Raw genomic sequence first — 21,433 nt, 5'->3', positions numbered from 1 at the left:
GATCGGATCACCCCATGTTTTAGCGTGATAATTTGTATTATGTAAAATAAACCATAGCCAGGCGGGACGAGCATGCGAGGCGGCGCATGGTCAGATGGCCACGCGGCGGAGGATCCAGATCGTGCATGAATAAAGACATTCCCACGCCCCCCTGTCCTCTTCTGGCCATCGTGCTATATTTCCGCGCACCATCCGATAGGAGACAGTTCCATGCGCATCGAGACGCTCGCCGTCCATGGCGGCTATACGCCCGATCCGACCACCAAAGCCGTGGCGGTGCCGATCTACCAAACCACGTCCTACGCCTTCGACGACACGCAGCACGGCGCCGATCTGTTCGACCTCAAGGTGCCGGGCAACATCTATACCCGAATCATGAACCCGACCTGCGACGTGCTGGAGAAACGCGTCGCCGCCATGGAAGGCGGCATCGCGGGCCTCGCGCTCGCCTCGGGCATGGCGGCCATCACCTATGCCATCCAGACGATCGCGGAAGCCGGCGACAACGTGGTCAGTTCGGCCACGCTCTATGGCGGAACCTACAATCTCTTCGCCCATACGCTGCCCAAGTACGGCATCGAGGTGCGCTTCGCCGACCATCGCGATCCGGCTTCCTTCGCCCGCCTCATCGATGGCAAGACCAAGGCGATCTTCTGCGAATCGATCGGCAATCCGCTCGGCAACATCACCGACTTCGAGCAGCTCGCGGCGATCGCCCACGAACACGGCCTTCCGCTCATCGTCGACAACACCGTCCCCTCCCCTTACCTCTGCCGTCCCTTCGAGCACGGCGCCGACATCGTGGTGCATTCGCTCACCAAATACCTCGGCGGGCACGGCAATTCCATCGGCGGAGTGATCGTCGACAGCGGCAAGTTTCCCTGGGCCGAGCACAAAGCGCGTTTCCGCGTGCTGGTCGAGCCCGATCCGTCGTATCACGGTGTGAGCTACACGGAAACCTTCGGTGCAGCCGCCTACATCGCCCGGGCGCGCGTAGTGCCCTTGCGCAACATGGGCGCGGCGCTCAGCCCCTTCAACGCCTTCCTCATCCTGCAGGGCATCGAGACCTTGCCGCTGCGCATGGATCGCATCTGCGACAACGCCGTGCGCATCGCCAACTTCCTGCGCACTCACCCGAAAGTGGGTTGGGTCAATTACGCCGGACTGCCAGATCATCCCGATCATGCGCTGGTGCAGAAGTACCTCGGCGGCCGCGCCTCCGGCATCCTCACCTTCGGCGTCAAGGGTGGCCGGGAAGCCGGTGCCCGCTTCCAGGATGCGCTCAAGCTGGTGACGCGGCTCGTGAACATCGGCGATGCCAAGACGCTCGCCTGCCATCCGGCGTCCACCACGCACCGCCAGCTCTCGGCCGAAGAGCTGAAAAAGGCCGGCGTGAGCGAGGACATGATCCGGCTGTCAGTAGGGATCGAGCACGTCGACGACCTGATCGCCGACCTCGACCAGGCGCTTGCCGCTGCCTGAGTCTGCCCTCCCCCGCCTAGGCGGGGGTGAGGCACCCCTCTCGGCGGATCAAAGCGCAACCGCCCTGCTCTCTTCCCCGGCGAGCGCGTTCGCCCGCCCGATGCCGACGTAGGCGATTCCCAGCCGCTGGAGCTGCTGCGGATCGTACTGGTTGCGCCCGTCGAAGATCACGGGCGTTTTCAGAAGCCGCTTGATCGCCGCGAAATCGGGATGGCGGAAGGGTTTCCATTCGGTCACCAGAACCATGGCGTCGGCTCCTTCGAGCGCGTCGTACTGATGACGGGTGAAGACGAGGCGGCCCTCGTCGAACCATTGCGCCGGGAATACTCGTCGTGCGTTGTCCATGGCGACTGGATCGTAGGCGCACACCTTGGCACCGCGCCCGATCAGGCCCTCGACGAGCGGAATCGACGGGGCTTCGCGCATGTCGTCGGTTCCGGGCTTGAACGCAAGCCCCCACACGCCGAAAGTCCGTCCGCCGAGGTCTTCGCCGAAACGGGCGACGATCTTTTCTTCCAGCACCCGCTTCTGCTTCGCGTTGCGATCTTCCACCGCCGTGAGCACTTCCGGCTCGACCCCGGCCGCCTGGGCCATGGCGATGAGCGCCTTGACGTCCTTGGGAAAACACGAGCCGCCGTAGCCGCAGCCCGGATAGATGAAGTGGTAGCCGATGCGGTGATCCGCTCCGATACCCAGGCGGACATTCTCCACATCGACGCCGTAGCGCTCGCATAACGCCGCGATCTCGTTCATGAAAGAGATCTTGGTGGCGAGCATGGCGTTGGCGGCGTACTTCGTCATCTCGGCATCGCGCACGCCCATGTGGATGACGCGCTGGTGGCTACGGTTGAAAGGCGCGTAGAGCTCGGCCATGCGCTCGCGCGCCGCTTCCGAATCGGTGCCGACGATGATGCGGTCCGGTCGCATGAAATCCTCGACCGCGGCGCCTTCCTTGAGAAACTCGGGGTTGGAGACGACATCGAACGGGATCGACGCGCCACGCGCATCGAGCTCTTCCTGGATCGCACGGCGCACCCGCTCGGCGGTTCCCACCGGCACCGTGGATTTGTCGACGATCACGCTGTAGCGCGAAAGCCGCCGGCCGATGTCGCGCGCCACCGTGAGCACGTGCTGCAGGTCGGCCGAGCCGTCTTCGAGCGGAGGGGTGCCCACGGCGATGAAGAGCACGTCGCACTCGGCCATCGCCTCGCCCAGATCGGTGGTGAAACGCAGCCGCCCTTCCTGATGGTTGCGCTCGACGATCTCCTCGAGCCCCGGCTCATAGATGGGCAGCTTCCCCGCTTTCAGCCCCTCGATCTTGGCCGCATCGACGTCGACGCACCACACCTCGTTGCCCATTTCGGCGAAACACGCCCCCGTCACGAGACCGACGTAGCCGGTCCCGATCACGCACAAATCCATTGAATTCCCCCTCGACTCGTGACAACGACAAGTTACTGATCTTCCGGAGCGATCCAAACCAAGTGGTCTCGCCCATATTCTTTGGCGCGATAAAGCGCCCGGTCGGCACGTGCGAACACGTCGTCGATCGTGCGATCGCTGATCGCAAACGACGTGCCGCCGGCGCTTATCGTATAGCGGATCGCATGGCCTTCGAAGACGACGACGCTTTGGCGGATCGCGCGTAGAAGCCGTTCCATCGCCGCTATGGCCGCCCGATCGTCGGTTTGCGGCAACAGGATGCCGAACTCCTCTCCCCCCAGCCGACCACAGACGTCCATCTGACGCAGGGTTTGCTGCACCGTCTGGGCGAAATGACGCAGCACGGCGTCGCCCGCGGCATGCCCAAGGGTGTCGTTGATCCGTTTGAAGTGATCGAGATCGATGAGGCAAAAAGAGGAATCGATCGTGAATCCAGAACGAACGACACGCTGAAACTCCTTTTGCATCGCCTCGAGAAAGGCTCGCCGGTTGGGCAACTCGGTGAGCGGATCGGTCATGGCCATGCGTTCGAGCCGCTCCTCGAGCACTACCTGTTCGGTGACGTCGCGATAGGTGGCGATGTAATGCAAAGGCCGCCCTTCGTTGTCGGTGACGGGGGCGATGGTCACGTCGTGGTGGCGCAATTCCCCTGTTGCCGTCTTGTTCACCATCCTTCCTTGCCAGACTGCTCCCCGGGAAATCGTCTCCCATAATTCCCGGTAAAACGATTCCGGCTGAACGCCGCTATGAAAGAGAAGTCCTGCCCGCGTACCGATGAGTTCGCCCGCGCTGTAACCCGTGATCTGCTCGAGCGCTGGATTGACCCATTCGACGGTACCGTCGGCCGCCGCGATCATGATGCCTACCGGCGCATGGCGCAGCGCTGCGGTCAAGAGGCGATCTCGCTGGATTTTTTCTTCTTCCTGGGTCACGTCACGCGACACACCGATCGCACGCAACACGCGTCCCGTCGTAGGATCGCGGTCACATATCTGGCCTCGATCTTCGAGCCACAGGATGCGGCCATCCGGTGTCCGGATACGGTAACGCTGCTGATAAGTTGCAGTTTTTCCTTTGAGCAGATCGATGAGGGCCGAGCGAACCTTGGGCCAGTCATCGGGATGGACGAAGGAACGCCATTCGGCAAAACTCAAGCGGACGGGCTCGTTGCCCAAACCCATCCAACGGCTCCACTGGGCATCGAGCCAGGCAGTTTCATTCCCGAAATCCAGATCCCACGTTGCCAGCTCAGCCGCTTCTAGTGCTAGCCGTAGGCGCGTTTCGAGCTGAGGAGATGACGAGATGGGATCCTTCCGCATTCACGCCCCTTTCGTCGGAATGAGCCCGCGGGCCTCGGCTTCTTCGTAGATCGCCCGCGCAACGGCCTTCCACACGGGGCCGCCGTGGAGCTCCTCTCCCATGCTCGCTGCCGAAGCCATGGTTTGAAACATGAGGGCGATGAGCCCCAGGAGCTCGGCGCGCACGCGCGGCTCGAGGGTCGAAGAATAGAAATGCTGCGTGAGGTGCTCAGCGTCGGTATCGAGGGCCTCGCGGGCGAGATCGCGCATTTGCTTGGCATTGGCGGGATCGAGCCCCAGAACGGCGAGCTTGGCGGCAATGGCGTGTTCCAACATTCCCACGTTGCGCGCCAGAAACGTTGGTTGCACCATCGCCAGCCCCTTCGCCCATGCACCGAATGCACAATGATAGCATAGCGAAAAGGGGCGGATGGTGGGTGCTGACGGACTCGAACCGCCGACATTCGCCTTGTAAGGGCGACGCTCTACCAACTGAGCTAAGCACCCGCTGCAAGAGCCGGCAATGGTACCATCACCGACCTTGCTTGGCAAACGCGGCGAAGCTCAATGCGGCAATTCGCTTGCCGCTGGGCTCACGCCCGTGCTCGTGGTACTCGCGGCAACGACTGGCGTCGCGACGGGAGGCTCGCTGGCTGGGACCAAAGGCTCGGGCTTGCGCTCGAGGGCGAGCTCGAGCACCTGCTCGATCCAGCGCACGGGAATGATCTCGAGCACACCTTTGACGTTCTCGGGAATCTCGGCCAAATCCTTGACGTTCTCCTCGGGGATGAGCACCTTGCGGATGCCACCGCGCACCGCGGCGAGCAGTTTCTCCTTGAGCCCGCCGATCTCCAGTACCTCGCCGCGCAGGGTGATCTCGCCCGTCATGGCCACGTCGCAGCGCACCGGAATTTCGGTGAGCGCCGACACGAGCGCCGTGGTGATGGCGATCCCTGCCGAGGGGCCATCTTTGGGGATGGCGCCTTCGGGCAGGTGCACGTGCACGTCGTTCTTCTCGTAAAAATCTTCCGGGATGCCAAGCTTGCGCGCGCGCTTGCGCACCACGGTGATGGCTGCCTGGATGGATTCCTGCATGACCTCGCCGAGCTTGCCGGTGGTGATGACCTTGCCTTTGCCCGGCATCACCGCCGCCTCCACGGTAAGGAGCTCGCCGCCGACTTCGGTCCACGCGAGGCCCGTGACTTGTCCCACCTGGTTCTCCTTTTCGGCCACGCCGAAAGAATACTTGCGCACACCCAGATAGGTTTCGAGATCGCCCGAGTCCACGGTGACCGGCGCTTTGAGTGCCTTGAGCAGGACTCCCTTGACCACCTTACGGCAGATTTTCGAGATCTCACGCTCGAGGCTGCGCACACCGGCTTCCCGCGTGTAATAGCGGACGATGTCACGGATCGCCTCGGTGGTCACGGTGAGCTCGTTCTTCTTCACCCCGTTGTTTTTCATCTGCTTGGGCAAAAGATAGCGCTCGGCGATGGCGATCTTTTCATCTTCGGTGTACCCCGAGAGCCGAATCACCTCCATGCGATCGAGCAGCGGCGCCGGGATGTTGAGCGTATTGGCCGTGGCCACGAACATCACTTCCGAGAGGTCGAAATCGACCTCGACGTAGTGATCCTGGAAGGCGTGATTCTGCTCGGGGTCGAGCACCTCGAGCAGCGCCGAGCTCGGATCGCCACGGAAATCCATGCCGATCTTGTCGACCTCGTCGAGCAGGAAGAGCGGATTCTTGACGCCGACCTTGATGAGACTCTGGATGATACGACCCGGCATGGCACCGATGTAGGTGCGCCGATGGCCGCGGATCTCGGCTTCGTCGCGCACGCCGCCCAGCGCCATGCGCACGAACTTACGCCCCGTGGCACGCGCCATCGACTGCCCGAGCGAGGTCTTGCCCACTCCGGGAGGACCGACCAGACACAGGATGGGCGCCTTGACGACATCGACGCGCTTTTGCACCGCCAGGTATTCGACGATGCGCTCCTTGACTTTCTCCAGACCATAGTGGTCGGCATCGAGGATCTTCTGCGCCTTGGTCAGATCCAGCGTGACCCTGGTTTTCTTGTTCCACGGCAGGCTCACGAGCACGTCGAGATAGTTGCGCACCACGGTGGCTTCGGCCGACATGGGCGACATCATGCGCAGCTTCTTGAGCTCGGCCTCGGCCTTCTCCTGCACCTCCTTGGGCATGCCGGCGGCCTTGATCTTCTTCTCGAGCTCGTCGAGCTCTGCCTGTTCGTCACCTTCGCCGAGTTCCTTCTGGATCGCCTTGACTTGCTCATTGAGGTAGAACTCGCGCTGAGACTTCTCCATCTGGCGCTTGACGCGGCTGCGAATGCGCTTCTCGACTTCGAGAATGTCGATCTCGGCTTCGAGCAGCGCCAACAGGCGCTCCATGCGCGGCACGAGTGCGAGAATTTCGAGCAGTTCCTGCTTCTTGTCGATCTTCAGCGGCAGATGCGCAGCGATGATGTCGGTGAGATGCTCGGGATCTTCGAGCGCCGCGAGCGAGGCGACGAGCTCTTGCGGCAGTTTCTGGTTGAGCTTGACGTACTCCTCGAAAGCCGACAGCAACGAGCGGCGTAGCGCCTCGGTCTCACGCGGGTCGCCCGGCTGTGTTTCCAGCGGCTTAGCCAGAGCGACGAAGGTGTCACCCTCTTCGAGGATGCGATCGAAACGCGCCCGCTGCCGCCCTTCGATCAGCACCTTGACCGTCCCATCGGGGAGTTTGAGCATCTGCAATACGTGGGCGATGCACCCGAGCGTGAAGATGTCGTCCGCTCCGGGATCGTCCTTGGCGGCGTCTTTCTGCGTGGCGAGCGCGAGCCGCCCGCCATTTTCCATGGCACGCTCGAGCGCTTTGATGGACTTGGGTCGCCCGACGAAGAGCGGGATGACCATGTGAGGGAACACGACCACGTCGCGCAAGGGCAACAGCGGCAGGTGTTCGAGGGTTTTACCCTGGGCTTCGATGAGTTCGGTCATGTGTGGAAATCCTGATGAGGCGAGAGATCGCTACTTCGCAATATGGTCGCTTGGCGGGCAAAAATCAAGGGGGCTCGTGGGACGTGCTGCCAGCGACCTGCCGGCGCATCGCTACTCGGGGCATCGCGCCTTGCTCATCCGATACACCAAGAAATGCCTCGATGAATCGTCGTGAGCGGTTACGGGGCAAGCCAACCGGAGTACGGCAACGCTCTATCAGGGCAAAGCCTGCAGCCCAGCACCAGAAAAACACCGCCATGTCGCAGTACAGCGAAACCGTTCGAGCTGCTCGAACGGTTTCGCTGGAGCCCTTGGCGCCTCGCGGGCGGGCCGTTTGCGGCAATCACTGCATGAGCGCTCAGTTTTCACCGCTGACGTGGGCTTCTTCGTTGCCGATCTTGAGCGGCTCGGTTCCTTGAGTCACGGTGGATTCTTCGATGAGGATCTTGTGCACCCCTTGGCTACTGAGGTTGGGGAGTTCGAACATCAGGTCGAGCAGGATGTCTTCCATGATGGAGCGCAAGCCTCGGGCACCGGTACGCCGCTCGATGGCTTTACGGGCGATCGCCCGGATTGCTCCCGGGGTGAATTCGAGCTCCACGCCCTCCATCTCGAACAACTTGCGGTATTGCTTGACGAGGGCATTCTTCGGCTCGGTGGCGATGCGCATGAGCGCCTCTTCGTCGAGCTCTTCGAGCGGAACGATCACTGGCAAGCGTCCGACGAACTCGGGAATCAGCCCGAAGCGCACGAGATCGTCGGGTTCGACCTGACGCAGCAACTCGGATTTCTTGCGCTCTTTCTTGCTCGCCACCGCTGCCCCGAACCCGATGCCGGCGGCTTCGGTACGACGCTCGACGATCTTCTCCAGCCCGTCGAAGGCACCGCCGCAGATGAAGAGGATGTTGGTGGTGTCGAGCTGGATGAAATCCTGATTCGGATGCTTGCGTCCGCCCTGGGGCGGCACGGAGGCGACCGTTCCCTCGATGAGTTTGAGGAGCGCTTGCTGCACGCCTTCGCCGGAGACGTCGCGCGTGATCGAGGGGTTCTCGGATTTGCGCGTGATCTTGTCGACTTCGTCGATGAAGACGATACCCCGTTGGGCTCGCTCGACGTCGAAGTCGCACGTCTGCAGCAAGCGGGCGAGAATGTTCTCCACGTCCTCGCCCACGTAGCCCGCCTCGGTGAGCGTAGTGGCGTCGGCGATGGCGAACGGCACGTCGAGCTTGCGCGCGAGCGTCTGTGCGAGCAGCGTCTTGCCCGAACCCGTAGGCCCGATGAGCAGGATGTTGCTCTTGGCGACTTCCACCTCGTCGTCGCGAGCAGCAAGTGCCAGGCGTTTATAGTGGTTATAGACCGCGACCGAGAGCACGCGCTTGGCGTAGTCTTGGCCGATGACGTACTGGTCTAGGTAGTCGACGAGTTCCTTGGGGGTGGGCAGACGCCGTGCTGCATCTACGGCCTCGCCGCGCACTTCTTCGAGGTCTTGGCGAACGATGTCGTTGCACAGCTCGATGCACTCATTGCAGATGTACACCGATGGGCCGGCGATGAGTTTTTTGACCTCATGCTGGCTCTTGCCGCAGAAGGAACAGAAGAATTCGCCGCTGTTGCCGCGTTTGCTTTTTGCCATGTTGACTCAGATATCCTCGCGACGAATGAGCACTTTGTCGACGAGGCCGTATTTGACGGCCTCTTCGGCATTCATGAAGTTGTCCCGCTCGGTATCGCGTTCGATGCGCTCGATATCGTTGCCGGTGTGAAAGGCGAGCAATTCATTCAACTTTGCCTTGATCTTCAGGATCTCTCGGGCATGGATCTCGATGTCGGAAGCCTGCCCCTGAAAGCCGCCCAGAGGTTGGTGAATCATCACCCGGGAGTTGGGCAGGCAATAGCGTTTGCCTTTGGCACCGGCCGCGAGCAGGAAGGCGCCCATGCTCGCAGCCTGGCCGATGCACAGGGTGCTCACGTCGGGTTTGATGAACTGCATCGTGTCGTAGATGGCCATGCCCGCCGTGACCGATCCGCCCGGCGAGTTGATGTAGAAGTGGATGTCTTTGTCGGGGTTTTCGGACTCGAGGAAGAGGAGCTGCGCGACGACCAGGCTTGCGACCGCATCGTCGACGGGACCGACGAGAAAGACCACCCGCTCCTTGAGCAGGCGCGAGTAGATGTCGTAGGCTCGCTCGCCTCGGCCGCTTTGCTCGACCACCATGGGCACCAGACCGAGGCCGAGCGGGGTATTCGCCTCAAACGATTCTTTCATGAATTCCTCACACAGCGTATCGACTTGCCAGCAATCGACGCAAAAAAAGACGGTAAGTTCGCGGCCGAGGCAAAAATGCACCGCAGCCGCGCCGCTCGGCTCAGACGGGTTTCTGCGCCATGAATTCGTCGAAGTCGACGGTTTTTTCGGTAACCCGAACTCGCTCCAGAACCCATTGCACCACGTTGTCTTCGATGACGACCGCTTCGATGGTGGCCAGTCGCTGTCGGTCGGCATGATACCAATCGACGACTTCCTGTGGCCGTTCGTATTCGGATGCCATTTCCTCGATGAACGCCCTCACCTGCTCCGGCGAGGCATTGAGCTCATGGCGCTTGACGATTTCGCCGATGAGCAGCCCAAGACGAACCCGTCGCCGGGCTTCTTCTTCGAAGAACGTGGGCGAGAGTTTGAGCTGGTTGGCATCGAATCCGCGCATCTGCAGATCGCGCTTGGCCCGCTCCAGGAGCTGTTCGGCCTCGAGTTCGACGAGCGCACTTGGGACGGCAAACTCGTGGGCGGCGAGCAAGAGGTCGAACACTTGTTTTTTCAGATCGGCGTCGAGTCGCTGCTTGAGCTCGCGCTCGAGCGAAGCGCGGATTTCGTCGCGCAGTTTCTGCACGTCGCCATCTTCGATGCCGAGCGCACGGGCGAAGTCGGCGTCGACCCCAGGAAGCTCGGGCTCTTCGACTTTATGCACCGTGAGCTCGAACTGGAGTGTTTGGCCGGCGAACTTGCTCTCTTCACCTTCGGGGAAGGTGACTTCGAAGGTCTTGGTCTCGCCCGCGCGCATCCCGATCGGCGCTTTTTCGATGGGCTCGAGCAAGGTCCCTGCGCCAATTTCGAAAGCATAATTCTCGATGCGCCCATTTTCGACTTCTTCGCCGTCTTTGCGGGCTACGTAGGAGACGGTGACGCGATCACCTTCCTGCGCCGGGCGCTCGACTTCACGCCAAGTGGCGCGCTGCTTGCGCAGGCGCTCGAGGGTCTTGTCGACCTCGGCGTCGGTGACTTCGAGGTTCACCCGCTCCACGGTGTGTTCGGAGAGATCGGCCAGTTCGATCTCGGGGTAGATTTCGAACTTGGCGGTGAATGCGAGCATGGCCGAATCGGCCGATTCGGCAGGTTCGATGCGAAAATTTCCCGCCACGCGCAAACCCTCGCGCGCGACCGATTCGTTGAAGCTGCGTTCGATCGCCTCACTCACCGCTTCGGCCCAAGTCTCGTTCCCATACATTTGTTTGACGAGGCGCATGGGCACCTTGCCCGGACGAAAACCGGGCATCTTCACGGTGGGCGCGATACGCTTGAGCCGTTTCTCGGCCTCTTTCTCGACCTCAGAGACGGGGATCTCGAGCGTGAGCGAACGCTCGAGCGGATTGACGGGCTGCTGCGCGGGCGTCTGTTCGGCGACTTCCATCCGAGTTCCTTGCAATTGGGTGGGTAAAAACGGTTTTTCATTCTAACATGGTTTGATCTCCAGCCGGGAGCCGCGCCATGCCTTTCGTTTCCTCTTTCACTGCGCCCCTTTCTTCCCGCCCCTTGCTCCGTCTGCAGGAAATCCGGGCGATCGAGGCGATGGAAGTCCCCCTGGCCGATCCGCCGCTGATGGAGCGGGCCGGTGCAGCGATCGCCCGCTCGGTGATCGCGCACGTTCCGCCCGGCGGTTTGGTATGCGTTCTGTGCGGGCCGGGCAACAACGGGGGGGACGGGTTCGTCGCGGCGCGTCGTCTGCTTGCCCTCGGACGGCGCGCCGTGGTGATCTGTCGCTTCGACGGAGGGCGATCGGGAGGGGAAGCCGCGGCGGCGCGCGAAGCGTTCATGGCAACCGGTGGGGTCGTCTTGCCCGGACCGGAAGCGCTCGAAGCCCCTCCGGCGGCGATCGTGGATGCCCTCTTCGGTATCGGTCTTGCGCGTCCCATCGGCGAACCCTATGCTTCCTGGATCGAATGGAGCCTGGCGCAGACGGCGTTCAAACTGGCGGTGGATGTGCCCAGCGGCCTCGATGCCGACACGGGGCGCTGCACGGGACCCTGTTTCACGGCGGACCTCACCTCGACTTTCCTTGCCGACAAGCCCGGCCTGCACACGCTCGACGGCCCGGATCGGGCCGGCAAAGTCATGGTCGACGCGCTGGGCATCGATCCGTCGCGCCACGATCCGGGGCAAGGCCGTTTGCTCGGGCTGGACGCTTTCGCCGGCCCTCTGCGGCCACGGCGCCAGAACACCCACAAGGGAAGTTTCGGCCACGTGCTGGTGGTAGGCGGGGCGCCGCGCATGAGCGGGGCGGCTTTTCTCGCCGGATACGCGGCGCTCGCCACCGGCGCCGGCAAGGTGACGTTGTGCGCGCTCGACCCGAACATCCCCTCCTTCAGTCCGGTGCATCCGGAATTGATGGTGGGAAACGCGATTCCCGAACGTGGCGTCGACGTCCTCGTCGTCGGGCCGGGCTTGGGCGCCTCGGCCGAAGCCCGCGCCCTGCTCGCGCGTCTTCTCCCCGCTCCCCTGCCGCTCGTGCTCGACGCCGACGGGCTCAATCGCCTGGCCGTCGACGCCGAATTGCAGGAGTCCCTGCGCGGGCGTTCGATCCCGGCGATCCTCACGCCCCACCCGATGGAGGCCGCGCGGCTGCTCGGCACCGACGTGGCGACGGTGCAGAGGGATCGCGTCGCCGCGGCGCTGGAGCTCGCCCGGCGGTATCGGGCGCACGTCGTGCTCAAGGGCTGCGGCTCGGTCGTGGCCGACCCCGACGGCGCTTGGGCGATCAACCCTACAGGGAATCCGGGCATGGCGAGCGCCGGTATGGGGGACGTGCTCAGCGGCTTGCTCGGGTCCTTGCTCGCCCAGGGCTGGCCGGTAGCGCTGGCGGCACGCTTCGGCCCCTTCCTGCATGGCGCCGCAGCCGACCGGCTCGCCGCGGAAGGCATTGGTCCGATCGGGCTCACCGCCAGCGAGACGGTGGCGGCGGCGCGGCAGCTGGTGAATGAATGGTCCGAGCGGAATCGAAAAGCGCTTTGATTACTACTCGATCTGCCCCCAGGGGCGGGCCCGCTCCTCCTCCCACCACGTCATCGTCTGCACCAGCTCGGCGAGCGAATCACAGCCCATCTTCTCCATCACACGAGAGCGATAGACTTCCACCGTCTTGATCGAGATCCCCAGGTCGTCGGCGACCTGCTTGTTGAGGCGACCGGCGACGATGAGCATGAGCACTTCGCGCTCCCGCTGCGACAGGGTCTCGAACCGGCGCTCGATCTCTGAGCGCCGTCCTCGCCGTTCTCGCAAAATACGCGAGCGCGCCAGCGCCTCCTCGATGCATTGGAGGAGCTGAGCATCGGAAAACGGTTTCTCGAGGAAATCGACCGCCCCCTTGCGCAACATCCGCACCGCCATGGGAATATCGCCGTGTCCAGTGATGAAGATCACCGGCAGCGGCAGCTCGCGTCGGCGCAGCTCCTCGAAGAGCTCCAAACCACTCATGCCCGGCATGCGCACGTCGAGCAACACACAGCCGCTACCCGACGGTCCGATGGTGGCAAGGAAGGATGCCGCATCAGCGTAAGTGCGCACACGATGCCCACTGCCTTCGAGCAGCCATAGCAAGGAATCCCGCATCGCTTCGTCATCATCGACGACATGTACGAGGGGCTCCTCCTCCATCCCGTTCATTCTTACGCCTCCACGGGCAAGGTAAAGCGGAACTCCGTTCCGCCCAGGGGATTGTCGTCGACCGTGAGCCGCCCTTCGTGGAATTCGACGATGGAGCGGCAGATCTTCAGACCCATTCCCAGACCGTCGGGCTTGGTGGTGAAAAACGAGGTGAAAATCTGCTCACGCTCCTCGGGCGACAGACCCCGGCCGCGATCGATCACCGACACAGCCACGTAGCGCTCGTCCTGCCGGCTCGCCTGCAGTCGGATCTGGCGTGCCGCGGGCTTCGTCCGGGACATCGCTTCGATTCCGTTGCGAATCAGATTCACCAGCACCTGTTCGATCAGGATCGGGTCGGCTCGCACTTCCGGCAAACCCGCGGGGAGCTCTACCAGAAGACGCACGTTGTTGCGCTTGGCTTCGGGCGTCATGATCTCGACGGCGCCCGCCACGATGTCGGCGAGCGGCACCACGTCGCGCCTGGGCTCGGACTTACGCACGAAGTCGCGGATGCGATTCAGAATGGAACCGGCACGCTCGGCCTGCGTCGCCGCCTTATCCAGTACGGCCCACGTGGCAGCCTCGTCGAGCCGGCCCTGCGCCAAGCGACTCATTCCTCCGCGGCAATAATTGGCGATCGCCGCCAGCGGCTGGTTGAGCTCGTGGGCGAGCGTGGAGGCCATCTCACCCATGGTGATGAGCCGTGCCGTTTGCTGTAATTGGGCCTGACGCTGCAACTCCAGCGCACGTAGATGCTGGAGCACCGTGATGTCGGTGGCGATCGCCATGCGTACGATCCGCCCGTCGACCCAGCGCGAGAGCTGCTCGTGCACATGGTACCAGCGCCCGGATTCTGGATGCTGCACTTCGCCGTCGAAGAGCTCGCGGGGCAGCGTCTCTTCGTCGGGGTGAGATCCTTCCGGCTCGGGGGAGATCGGCCGAGGCACCCCCAAGGCCGCCGCCCTTTGTCCCACCGCGTCGAAGCCATAGATGCGCTTGAATGCCCGGTTGGCGAAGAGGATTTCGTCGCTCGCCCAATCGGCGACGAAGACCGCGGCATCGAGCCCTTCTAGCACCGCGGCGAAACGATCTTGCGCGGCTTCGAGAGCCGCACGTGCCCGCCGGGCCTCGGTCACGTCGGTCACGGCCGCCATCCAACCGGTGTGCCGCCCCTCGCCGTCGATGAGCGCGGAAAGGTAGAAACGCGCATCGATCCGCTCGCCGTCCTTACGACTTATGCGCATGTCGAAACCTTCGGTGGGGAAACGGCCCGAGAGCGTCATGCGCAGGCTCTCCCAGCAAGACTCGATCGACTCTTCCGGCCAATAGGGAAAAGGTGGACTGCACCCGAGCAATTCCGCTTCGCTAAAACCTACCAGTCGACAGAAGGCCGAATTGACATAGATGATACGACCCTGCAGGTCGATCGCCCGCAACCCCGTGACGAGAGACTCCTCCATCGCGCGCCGAAACGCCATCTCGGCCTGTAAGGCCTCTTCGGTCTGCTTTGCCCGCGTGATGTCGTGGGCGATGGCATAGCAGGCATCTTCGTCATTGACGGGGTTGATACGCCACGACAGCCAGCGATACTCTCCGGTGATGCTGCGCACGCGCACGACGAACTCTACCGCCTCTCCGCTCGAGAGCTGTCTCAGCGCCGTCATCGTCTCGCCTAAATCGTCGGGGTGCACGAGATCGATGAGGGATTTTCGCCGCAACATCCGCTCGGTATAACCGAGCACGCGGGGGAAAGCAGCATTACAGCGCAGGATCTTGCCGTCTGGCTCCATCACCGCCAGCAGATCGAGCGAGAAGTGGAACAAGCGGTCACGTTCGCGCTCGACCCGGAGCAGGGCCAGTTCCTGCTGCCGTGCGCGAATGAGGAGTACGATCACCCAGGCCCCGAGCGCTACGATCACCAGCAGCATGGTCAGCATCTCTGCGTCGGCCGAGCCATTGCGCCATCCGCTTCCCCACTGGAAAAGCATGGCGAGAGCGCCTACCATGAAGAGCAGGACGAAAGCCGTCGCGGCGCCGATGCGAAGCGGGCGATCGGAACGCAGCAAAGGGGGTCGGTCACCGTTCATAAAACCTGCGATCGCACGACGAGGAAAAAATTCGCTTCACCAGGCCGAACTGTGGCGCATTCAGTGATTTCTGGCCACTAGGGAAAACCCGTAAGCATGCCTGGCACCGGGGATGGTGCACCGCACGATTGCACTTCGTGAAATTAAATTTTATATTGCGGGACGTCGTCCGCGAAAGGAGCCTCTCATGTCCGTCCAGTCCCAGCATCACGTGCATCCCGATCCCGATCCCTCAGAGACGCAGGAATGGCTGGAAGCTCTCGATGCCGTCATCGAGCATGAGGGCCCACAAAGGGCGCATGCGCTCGTGGAGACCTTGATCGAAGAAGCGCGAGAACATGGAGTCGACATCCCCTACTCGGCCAACACCGCCTACATCAACACCATTCCCGTCGAGTTGCAGCCACCGTATCCCGGCAACCCCGACCTCGAGATCAAGATCCACTCCTACATCCGCTGGAACGCGATGGCCATGGTGGTGCGTGCCAACCGCGATTCCAACGTGGGCGGACACATCGCCTCGTTCGCCTCGGCCGCCGTACTCTACGACGTCGGCTTCAACCACTTTTTCCGTGCGCCGAATGAGCATCATCTGGGGGACCTCGTTTTTTTCCAGGGGCACTCCGCGCCCGGGATCTATGCCCGCGCCTTCATGCTCGGCCGGCTCACGGAAGAGCAGCTCATCAATTATCGCCGTGAGATCGACGGCAAGGGGCTTTCCTCCTATCCCCACCCTTGGTTGATGCCGGCTTTCTGGCAATTCCCTACCGTTTCCATGGGCTTGGGTCCCATCCAGGCGATCTATCAGGCACGCTTCATCAAATATCTCGCCTGCCGGGGGCTGCTCGACGCGGAACGAGCCGCCAAACGCAAAGTATGGTGCTTCATCGGCGATGGTGAGGTCGACGAGGTCGAGACGCTGGGGGCGATCGGCCTGGCGGCGCGCGAGAAGCTCGACAATCTCATCTTCGTCATCAATTGCAACCTGCAGCGGCTCGACGGCCCCGTGCGCGGCAACGGCAAGATCATCCAGGAGCTGGAAGCCGAATTCCGTGGCGCCGGCTGGAACGTCATCAAGGTGATCTGGGGGTCGCGCTGGGACGCGCTCTTTGCCCGCGACAAGAAAGGCATCCTGAAAAAACGCATGATGGAGCTGTGCGACGGGGACTATCAGACGTTCCGCGCCAAGGACGGAGCCTACATCCGCGAGCATTTTTTCAACACGCCGGAACTCAAGGCGCTGGTGGCCGACTGGACCGACGAGGAGATCTGGCAGCTCAACCGCGGCGGCCACGACATCTTCAAGGTGTACGCCGCGTACAAGGCCGCCGTCGAGCACGAGGGTCAGCCGACGGTGATCCTCGCCAAGACCATCAAGGGCTACGGCATGGGACAGGCGGGCGAGGCGATGAACATCGCCCACCAGGCGAAGAAGATGGATCACGACGCGATCCGCAGTTTCCGCGACCGCTTTCAACTGCCCGTTCCCGACGACCAGATCGATGCCCTGCCTTTCCTCACCTTTGCCCCCGACTCGCGCGAGGCGCGCTACATGCACGAACGGCGCCAGGCGCTGGGCGGCTATCTGCCGCAGCGACGGCAGAAGGCGAGCGAATCGCTGGAGATTCCTCCGCTCGAATCGTTTGCTTCATTCTTTACCGGCAGCGGCGAAGGGCGCGAGATCTCCACGACCATGGCGCTGGTGCGCATGATGATCCAGCTCATGCGCGACAAGAAGATCGGCAAACGCGTGGTACCCATCGTGCCGGACGAGTCGCGCACCTTCGGCATGGAGGGAATGTTCCGCCAGTTCGGCATCTGGAACCAGGAAGGGCAGAAATACGTTCCCGAGGATCATGACCAGCTGATGTTCTACAAGGAATCGCGCGACGGTCAGATCCTCGAAGAAGGGATCAACGAGGCGGGCGCGACCTGCAGTTGGATCGCGGCGGCCACGAGCTACAGCGTGCACGACGTGATCATGATCCCCTTCTACATCTTCTACTCGATGTTCGGCTTCCAGCGCACCATGGATCTCATCTGGGCGGCGGGAGATCAACGTTCGAGAGGATTTCTCATTGGCGGCACCTCGGGGCGCACGACGCTGAACGGGGAGGGGCTGCAGCACCAGGACGGCCACAGTCACGTGCTCGCGCACGTCGTGCCCAACTGCATCAGCTACGACCCGACCTTCCAGTACGAACTCGCCGTGATCGTGCACGAAGGTTTGCGGCGCATGATGGCGGAGCAGGAAGACGTCTTCTACTACATCACCGTGCTCAACGAGAACTACGAGCATCCGCCCATGCCCGAAGGCGAGAGCGTGCGCGAGGACATTCTCAAGGGAATGTATCTGCTGCGCGCTGCCCCGGCCGGCGACGCGCCCCGCGTGCAGCTCATGGGGTGCGGCTCCATCCTGCGCGAAGTGATGGCCGCGGCCGACATCCTGCGTGAGGACTGGGGCGTGGCCGCTGACGTCTGGAGCTGCACGAGCTTCAACGAGCTCGCCCGCGACGGCCAGGACACGGCGCGCTGGAACCTGCTGCACCCCCTGGAAGCACCGCGCAAGAGCCACGTCGAGCGCAAACTTTCCGGTCATCGCGGCCCGGCGGTCGCCGCGACCGACTACGTCAAACTCTTCGCCGAGCAGATTCGTCCTTTCGTCAAACGCACCTATTACACGCTGGGTACCGATGGATTCGGGCGCTCCGACACCCGCGAGAAGCTGCGCTTCCATTTCGAGGTCGATCGGCACTGGGTGACGCTCGCCGCACTCATGGCGCTCGCCGAAGACGGTGAATTGCCGCGAAGCAAGGTGGCCGAGGCCATCGCCAAATACGGCATCGATCCCGCCAAACCCAACCCGCGCACGGCCTAAAGGAGACTCCCGATGGCATCCCTCATCGAAGTGAAGGTACCGGACATCGGCGACTATCACGACGTGCCGGTGATCGAGGTGTTGGTCAAGCCCGGCGACGTGCTCGCGCCCGAAGACCCGATCTGCACCCTCGAATCGGACAAAGCCACGATGGACGTGCCCTGCCCCGTGGCCGGCATCGTGCGTGAGGTGCTCGTCCAGGTCGGTGACAAGGTCTCCGAAGGCACCCCCGTCATCCGCCTGGAAGCCAAAGAAGCAGATCGAGCATCCGAGCAAGCCTCTCAGCCCCCCGCCGACGTGGCCACGCCAGTCCAGCGCGGCGTCGAAGCGAACGCAGCCGCCACGGCGGAAGTCGGCGAACCCACCCCTCCTGCCGCGTCACCGCGACCGGCCTCGGTCGCCGGTGCGGCGGTTTGGGCGCCCGTCGCCGAACCCCTGACACCGTCTCCCATTTCGCCCACACCGATCCAGCTCGGCGGCAAGATCCACGCCAGCCCCGTGGTGCGCGCCTTTGCCCGCGAGCTCGGGGTCGATCTCTCCAAAGTCACTCCGTCCGGGCCCAACGGGCGCATTCTGCGTGAAGACGTCGTCGCCTACGTCAAGCGCGTGATGCAAAGTGAAACCAGGGAGCCGTCCAAAGCGGGCGGCGGCTCGTTGCTCGCCGGCTTAGAGTTGCCACCCTGGCCCAAGGTAGACTTCGCCAAGTTCGGCCCGATCGAGGTCAAGGAGCTAGGGCGCATCAAGAAGATCTCGGCGGCGAACCTCGCGCGCAACTGGATCATGATCCCGGCGGTCACCTACCACGACGAGGCCGACGTCACCGAGCTCGAAGCCTTCCGCCGCGAACTCAACCGCGAGCACGAAAAGGAAGGGCTCAAGTTCACCATGCTCGCCTTCCTCATCAAGGCGGTGGTGGCAGCGCTGCAGCGCTTCCCCGACATGAACACCAGCCTCGACGGGGACAAGCTCGTCTACAAGCGCTACTACCACATCGGCTTTGCCGCCGACACGCCGCAAGGTCTGGTGGTGCCGGTGCTGAAAGAGGCCGACAAGAAGGGGCTGCGTGAGATCGCCGCCGAAACGGCCGAACTCGCCCGCAAGGCGCGCGAAGGCAAACTCAAGCCGGCCGAGATGCAGGGCGCCACCTTCACCATCTCCAGCTTGGGCGGCATCGGTGGTACGGGGTTTGCCCCCATCATCAACGCGCCCGAGGTGGCGATCCTCGGCGTGAACAAGATCGCCGTCAAACCGGTATGGGACGGCAAGGCGTTCGTGCCGCGCCAAATCCTGCCGCTGTCGCTCACGGCCGATCATCGCGTCATCGACGGGGCGTACGCCACGCGTTTCACCACCCACCTTGCCCAGCTGCTCGCCGATTTCCGGCGGGTGCTGCTCTGAAACGGAGGCGAATCCCATGTCCCTCATCGAAGTGAAGGTACCGGACATCGGCGACTATCACGACGTGCCGGTGATCGAGGTGTTGGTCAAGCCCGGCGACGTGCTCGCGCCCGAAGACCCGATCTGCACCCTCGAATCGGACAAAGCCACCATGGACGTGCCCTGCCCCGTGGCCGGCATCGTGCGCGAGGTGCTCGTCCAGGTCGGCGACAAGGTCTCCGAAGGCACCCCCGTCATCCGCCTGGAAGCCAAAGAAGCGGATCGAGCATCCGAGCAAGCCTCTCAGCCCCCCGGCGACGTGGCCACGCCAGTCCAGCGCGGCGTCGAAGCGAACGCAGCCGCCACGGCGCAGTCCGGATCGGCTCCCGTGCCAGCGGCGGAGACGCATTCCGTCCCTCGATCCGAGGCAGCGGCGGTAGCGTCGTCCGCGCCCGCCTTCGCCGGCGAAGTCCACCACCGCTGTCAGCTGCTCGTACTCGGCGGCGGCCCCGGCGGCTATTCCGCCGCCTTCCGCGCGGCCGATCTCGGGCTCGACGTGCTGCTGGTCGAGCGCGAACCCGTGCTCGGCGGCGTGTGCCTCAACGTGGGCTGCATCCCCTCCAAGGCCCTGCTGCATCTAGCCTCCGGCATCGAAGCGCGCACGCAGCTTGCCCAGGCCGGGATCGTCTTCGAAGCGCCGAAAATCGACCTCGAACGGGTGCGGGCGCACCGGGACGAAGTCGTCGGACGGCTGACCAAGGGCCTCGCGGGCATGGCCAAGGCGCGCGGCGTGCGGGTGCTGCAGGGGGAAGGTCGGCTCGTCGGCCCCCATCACCTCGAAGTGCGGCGCATGGAGGGCGATCCTGCGCGTGAAACCGGGGCCGTCGAAATCGTGCAATTCGAACAGGCGATCCTCGCCGCCGGTTCGCGACCGGTACGCCTGCCGTTCCAGCCCGACGACCCGCGGGTGGTGGATTCCACCGGTGCGCTTGCACTGCCCTTTATTCCCCAACGCATGCTGGTGATCGGCGGGGGCATCATCGGTCTGGAAATGGGCACGGTCTACGCCGCTTTCGGCGCCGCGGTCGACGTGGTGGAAGCCACGGCCGATCTCTTTCCCGGCGCCGACCGTGACCTCGTGCGCGTGTGGGAGAAGAAAAACGCCAGCCGTTTCGCCGCCTTGTACCGCAACACGCGCACCACGGCGCTGGAGGCGCGAGCAGACGGCATCTGGGCGAGTTTCGAGGGGGAAGCAGCGCCCAAGGAAGCGCAACGCTACGACCTCGTGCTCGTGGCCGTGGGCCGTCGCTCCAATGGGCCTCTCTTGGGAGTGGAAGCGGCGGGCGTGCACCTCGACGAACGAGGATTCATCCCCGTCGACCCGCAACGACGCACCAACGTGCCCCACATCTTCGCCATCGGAGACCTCACCGGCAATCCGATGCTCGCCCACAAAGCCGTGCACGAAGGGCACGTGGCGGCGGAAGCGGCCGCCGGCCGGAAAGCGGCGTTCGATGCCTTGCAGATCCCCTCGGTGGCCTACACCGACCCCGAGATCGCCTGGGCCGGACTCACCGAGGCCGAAGCCAAGGCCCGCGGTCTCGAAGTGGAAAAGGCCGTCTTTCCCTGGGCCGCCTCGGGCCGAGCGATCGCCAACGGTTGCGAGGAAGGATTCACCAAACTGCTGTTCGACGCCGAAACACACCGCCTGGTCGGTGGCGCCATCGTCGGCGCCAGCGCCGGGGATCTGATCGGTGAAATCTGCCTGGCGATCGAAATGGGGGCGGAAGCAGGCGACATTGCCCGTACCATCCATCCCCACCCGACGCTCATCGAGACGGTGGGTCTGGCCGCGGAAGTCGCCGAGGGGAGCTGCACCGACCTTCCTCCTGCGCGCAAGCGGTGAGTTCCTTGCCGTTGTCGGCGGGGAAGAAGAACGTACCCGCCG

14 protein-coding genes and 1 tRNA gene are annotated in these 21,433 nt (G+C 63.4%); 5 read left to right on the top strand and 10 right to left on the bottom strand.

All coding sequences use genetic code 11. From position 1 onward, the window contains the following. The first annotated feature begins 210 nt into the window (after positions 1 to 210). Positions 211 to 1,482, top strand: coding sequence for a bifunctional O-acetylhomoserine aminocarboxypropyltransferase/cysteine synthase (locus EPD80_RS02365; protein WP_142809086.1), 1,272 nt, complete (start codon positions 211 to 213; stop codon positions 1,480 to 1,482). Between the two features lie 48 nt (positions 1,483 to 1,530). On the opposite strand, the gene EPD80_RS02360 is transcribed toward EPD80_RS02365, so the two are convergent. From EPD80_RS02360 to tig, 8 genes are all read right to left on the bottom strand, one after another. Continuing rightward, positions 1,531 to 2,904 carry a UDP-glucose dehydrogenase family protein gene (locus EPD80_RS02360; RefSeq protein WP_142809084.1) on the bottom strand — a complete coding sequence of 458 codons (1,374 nt, stop codon included), beginning with the start codon at positions 2,902 to 2,904 and terminating at the stop codon, positions 1,531 to 1,533. Between the two features lie 32 nt (positions 2,905 to 2,936). Continuing rightward, positions 2,937 to 4,244 carry a sensor domain-containing diguanylate cyclase gene (locus EPD80_RS02355; RefSeq protein ID WP_142809082.1) on the bottom strand — a complete coding sequence of 436 codons (1,308 nt, stop codon included), beginning with the start codon at positions 4,242 to 4,244 and terminating at the stop codon, positions 2,937 to 2,939. Beyond that, positions 4,245 to 4,595, bottom strand: coding sequence for a hypothetical protein (locus EPD80_RS02350; protein ID WP_142809080.1), 351 nt, complete (start codon positions 4,593 to 4,595; stop codon positions 4,245 to 4,247). A gap of 59 nt (positions 4,596 to 4,654) precedes the next feature. Next, a tRNA-Val gene (locus EPD80_RS02345) sits at positions 4,655 to 4,730 on the bottom strand. A 57-nt stretch (positions 4,731 to 4,787) separates the two neighbouring features. Beyond that, positions 4,788 to 7,226 (bottom strand): endopeptidase La, encoded by a 2,439-nt coding sequence (lon, locus tag EPD80_RS02340; RefSeq protein ID WP_142804457.1) that lies wholly within the window; start codon positions 7,224 to 7,226, stop codon positions 4,788 to 4,790. A 358-nt stretch (positions 7,227 to 7,584) separates the two neighbouring features. Continuing rightward, complete coding sequence (gene clpX / locus EPD80_RS02335; RefSeq protein ID WP_142804456.1) at positions 7,585 to 8,859, bottom strand: ATP-dependent Clp protease ATP-binding subunit ClpX; 1,275 nt, start codon at positions 8,857 to 8,859, stop codon at positions 7,585 to 7,587. 6 nt (positions 8,860 to 8,865) lie between these two features. Further along, on the bottom strand, positions 8,866 to 9,492 hold the full coding sequence (clpP, locus tag EPD80_RS02330) for an ATP-dependent Clp endopeptidase proteolytic subunit ClpP (protein WP_142804455.1): 627 nt from the start codon (positions 9,490 to 9,492) through the stop codon (positions 8,866 to 8,868). Between the two features lie 100 nt (positions 9,493 to 9,592). Then, positions 9,593 to 10,912: a trigger factor gene (gene tig / locus EPD80_RS02325; protein WP_142804454.1), complete on the bottom strand. Its 1,320-nt coding sequence runs from the start codon at positions 10,910 to 10,912 to the stop codon at positions 9,593 to 9,595. A gap of 77 nt (positions 10,913 to 10,989) precedes the next feature. Between tig and EPD80_RS02320 the strand changes: the two genes are divergently transcribed. Next, positions 10,990 to 12,510, top strand: a complete 1,521-nt coding sequence (locus tag EPD80_RS02320) for an NAD(P)H-hydrate dehydratase (protein ID WP_142809078.1) — start codon at positions 10,990 to 10,992, stop codon at positions 12,508 to 12,510. 3 nt (positions 12,511 to 12,513) lie between these two features. Here EPD80_RS02320 and EPD80_RS02315 read toward each other — a convergent pair whose 3' ends face one another. Both EPD80_RS02315 and EPD80_RS02310 read right to left on the bottom strand, forming a co-directional pair. Continuing rightward, entirely contained in the window at positions 12,514 to 13,161 is a 648-nt protein-coding gene (locus EPD80_RS02315) for a response regulator transcription factor (protein WP_142804452.1), read from the bottom strand. Between the two features lie 2 nt (positions 13,162 to 13,163). Then, positions 13,164 to 15,230 (bottom strand): PAS domain-containing sensor histidine kinase, encoded by a 2,067-nt coding sequence (locus EPD80_RS02310; protein WP_142809076.1) that lies wholly within the window; start codon positions 15,228 to 15,230, stop codon positions 13,164 to 13,166. 187 nt (positions 15,231 to 15,417) lie between these two features. Between EPD80_RS02310 and aceE the strand changes: the two genes are divergently transcribed. From aceE to lpdA, 3 genes are read left to right on the top strand one after another with little or no spacing between them, the layout of a single operon-like run. After that, a complete protein-coding gene (gene aceE, locus EPD80_RS02305; protein WP_142809074.1) occupies positions 15,418 to 18,108 on the top strand; it encodes a pyruvate dehydrogenase (acetyl-transferring), homodimeric type in 2,691 nt (896 codons plus the stop codon). A gap of 12 nt (positions 18,109 to 18,120) precedes the next feature. Then, positions 18,121 to 19,506 carry a dihydrolipoyllysine-residue acetyltransferase gene (locus EPD80_RS02300; RefSeq protein ID WP_142809072.1) on the top strand — a complete coding sequence of 462 codons (1,386 nt, stop codon included), beginning with the start codon at positions 18,121 to 18,123 and terminating at the stop codon, positions 19,504 to 19,506. A gap of 16 nt (positions 19,507 to 19,522) precedes the next feature. Then, on the top strand, positions 19,523 to 21,391 hold the full coding sequence (gene lpdA / locus EPD80_RS02295; RefSeq protein WP_142809071.1) for a dihydrolipoyl dehydrogenase: 1,869 nt from the start codon (positions 19,523 to 19,525) through the stop codon (positions 21,389 to 21,391). The last annotated feature ends 42 nt before the right edge of the window (positions 21,392 to 21,433 follow it).

Source organism: Tepidiphilus olei, assembly GCF_006980705.1.
Taxonomy (GTDB): Bacteria; Pseudomonadota; Gammaproteobacteria; order Burkholderiales; family Rhodocyclaceae; genus Tepidiphilus; species Tepidiphilus olei.
Note: the sequence above shows the minus strand (reverse complement) of the source record. Positions and strands in the feature narration are given on the sequence as shown.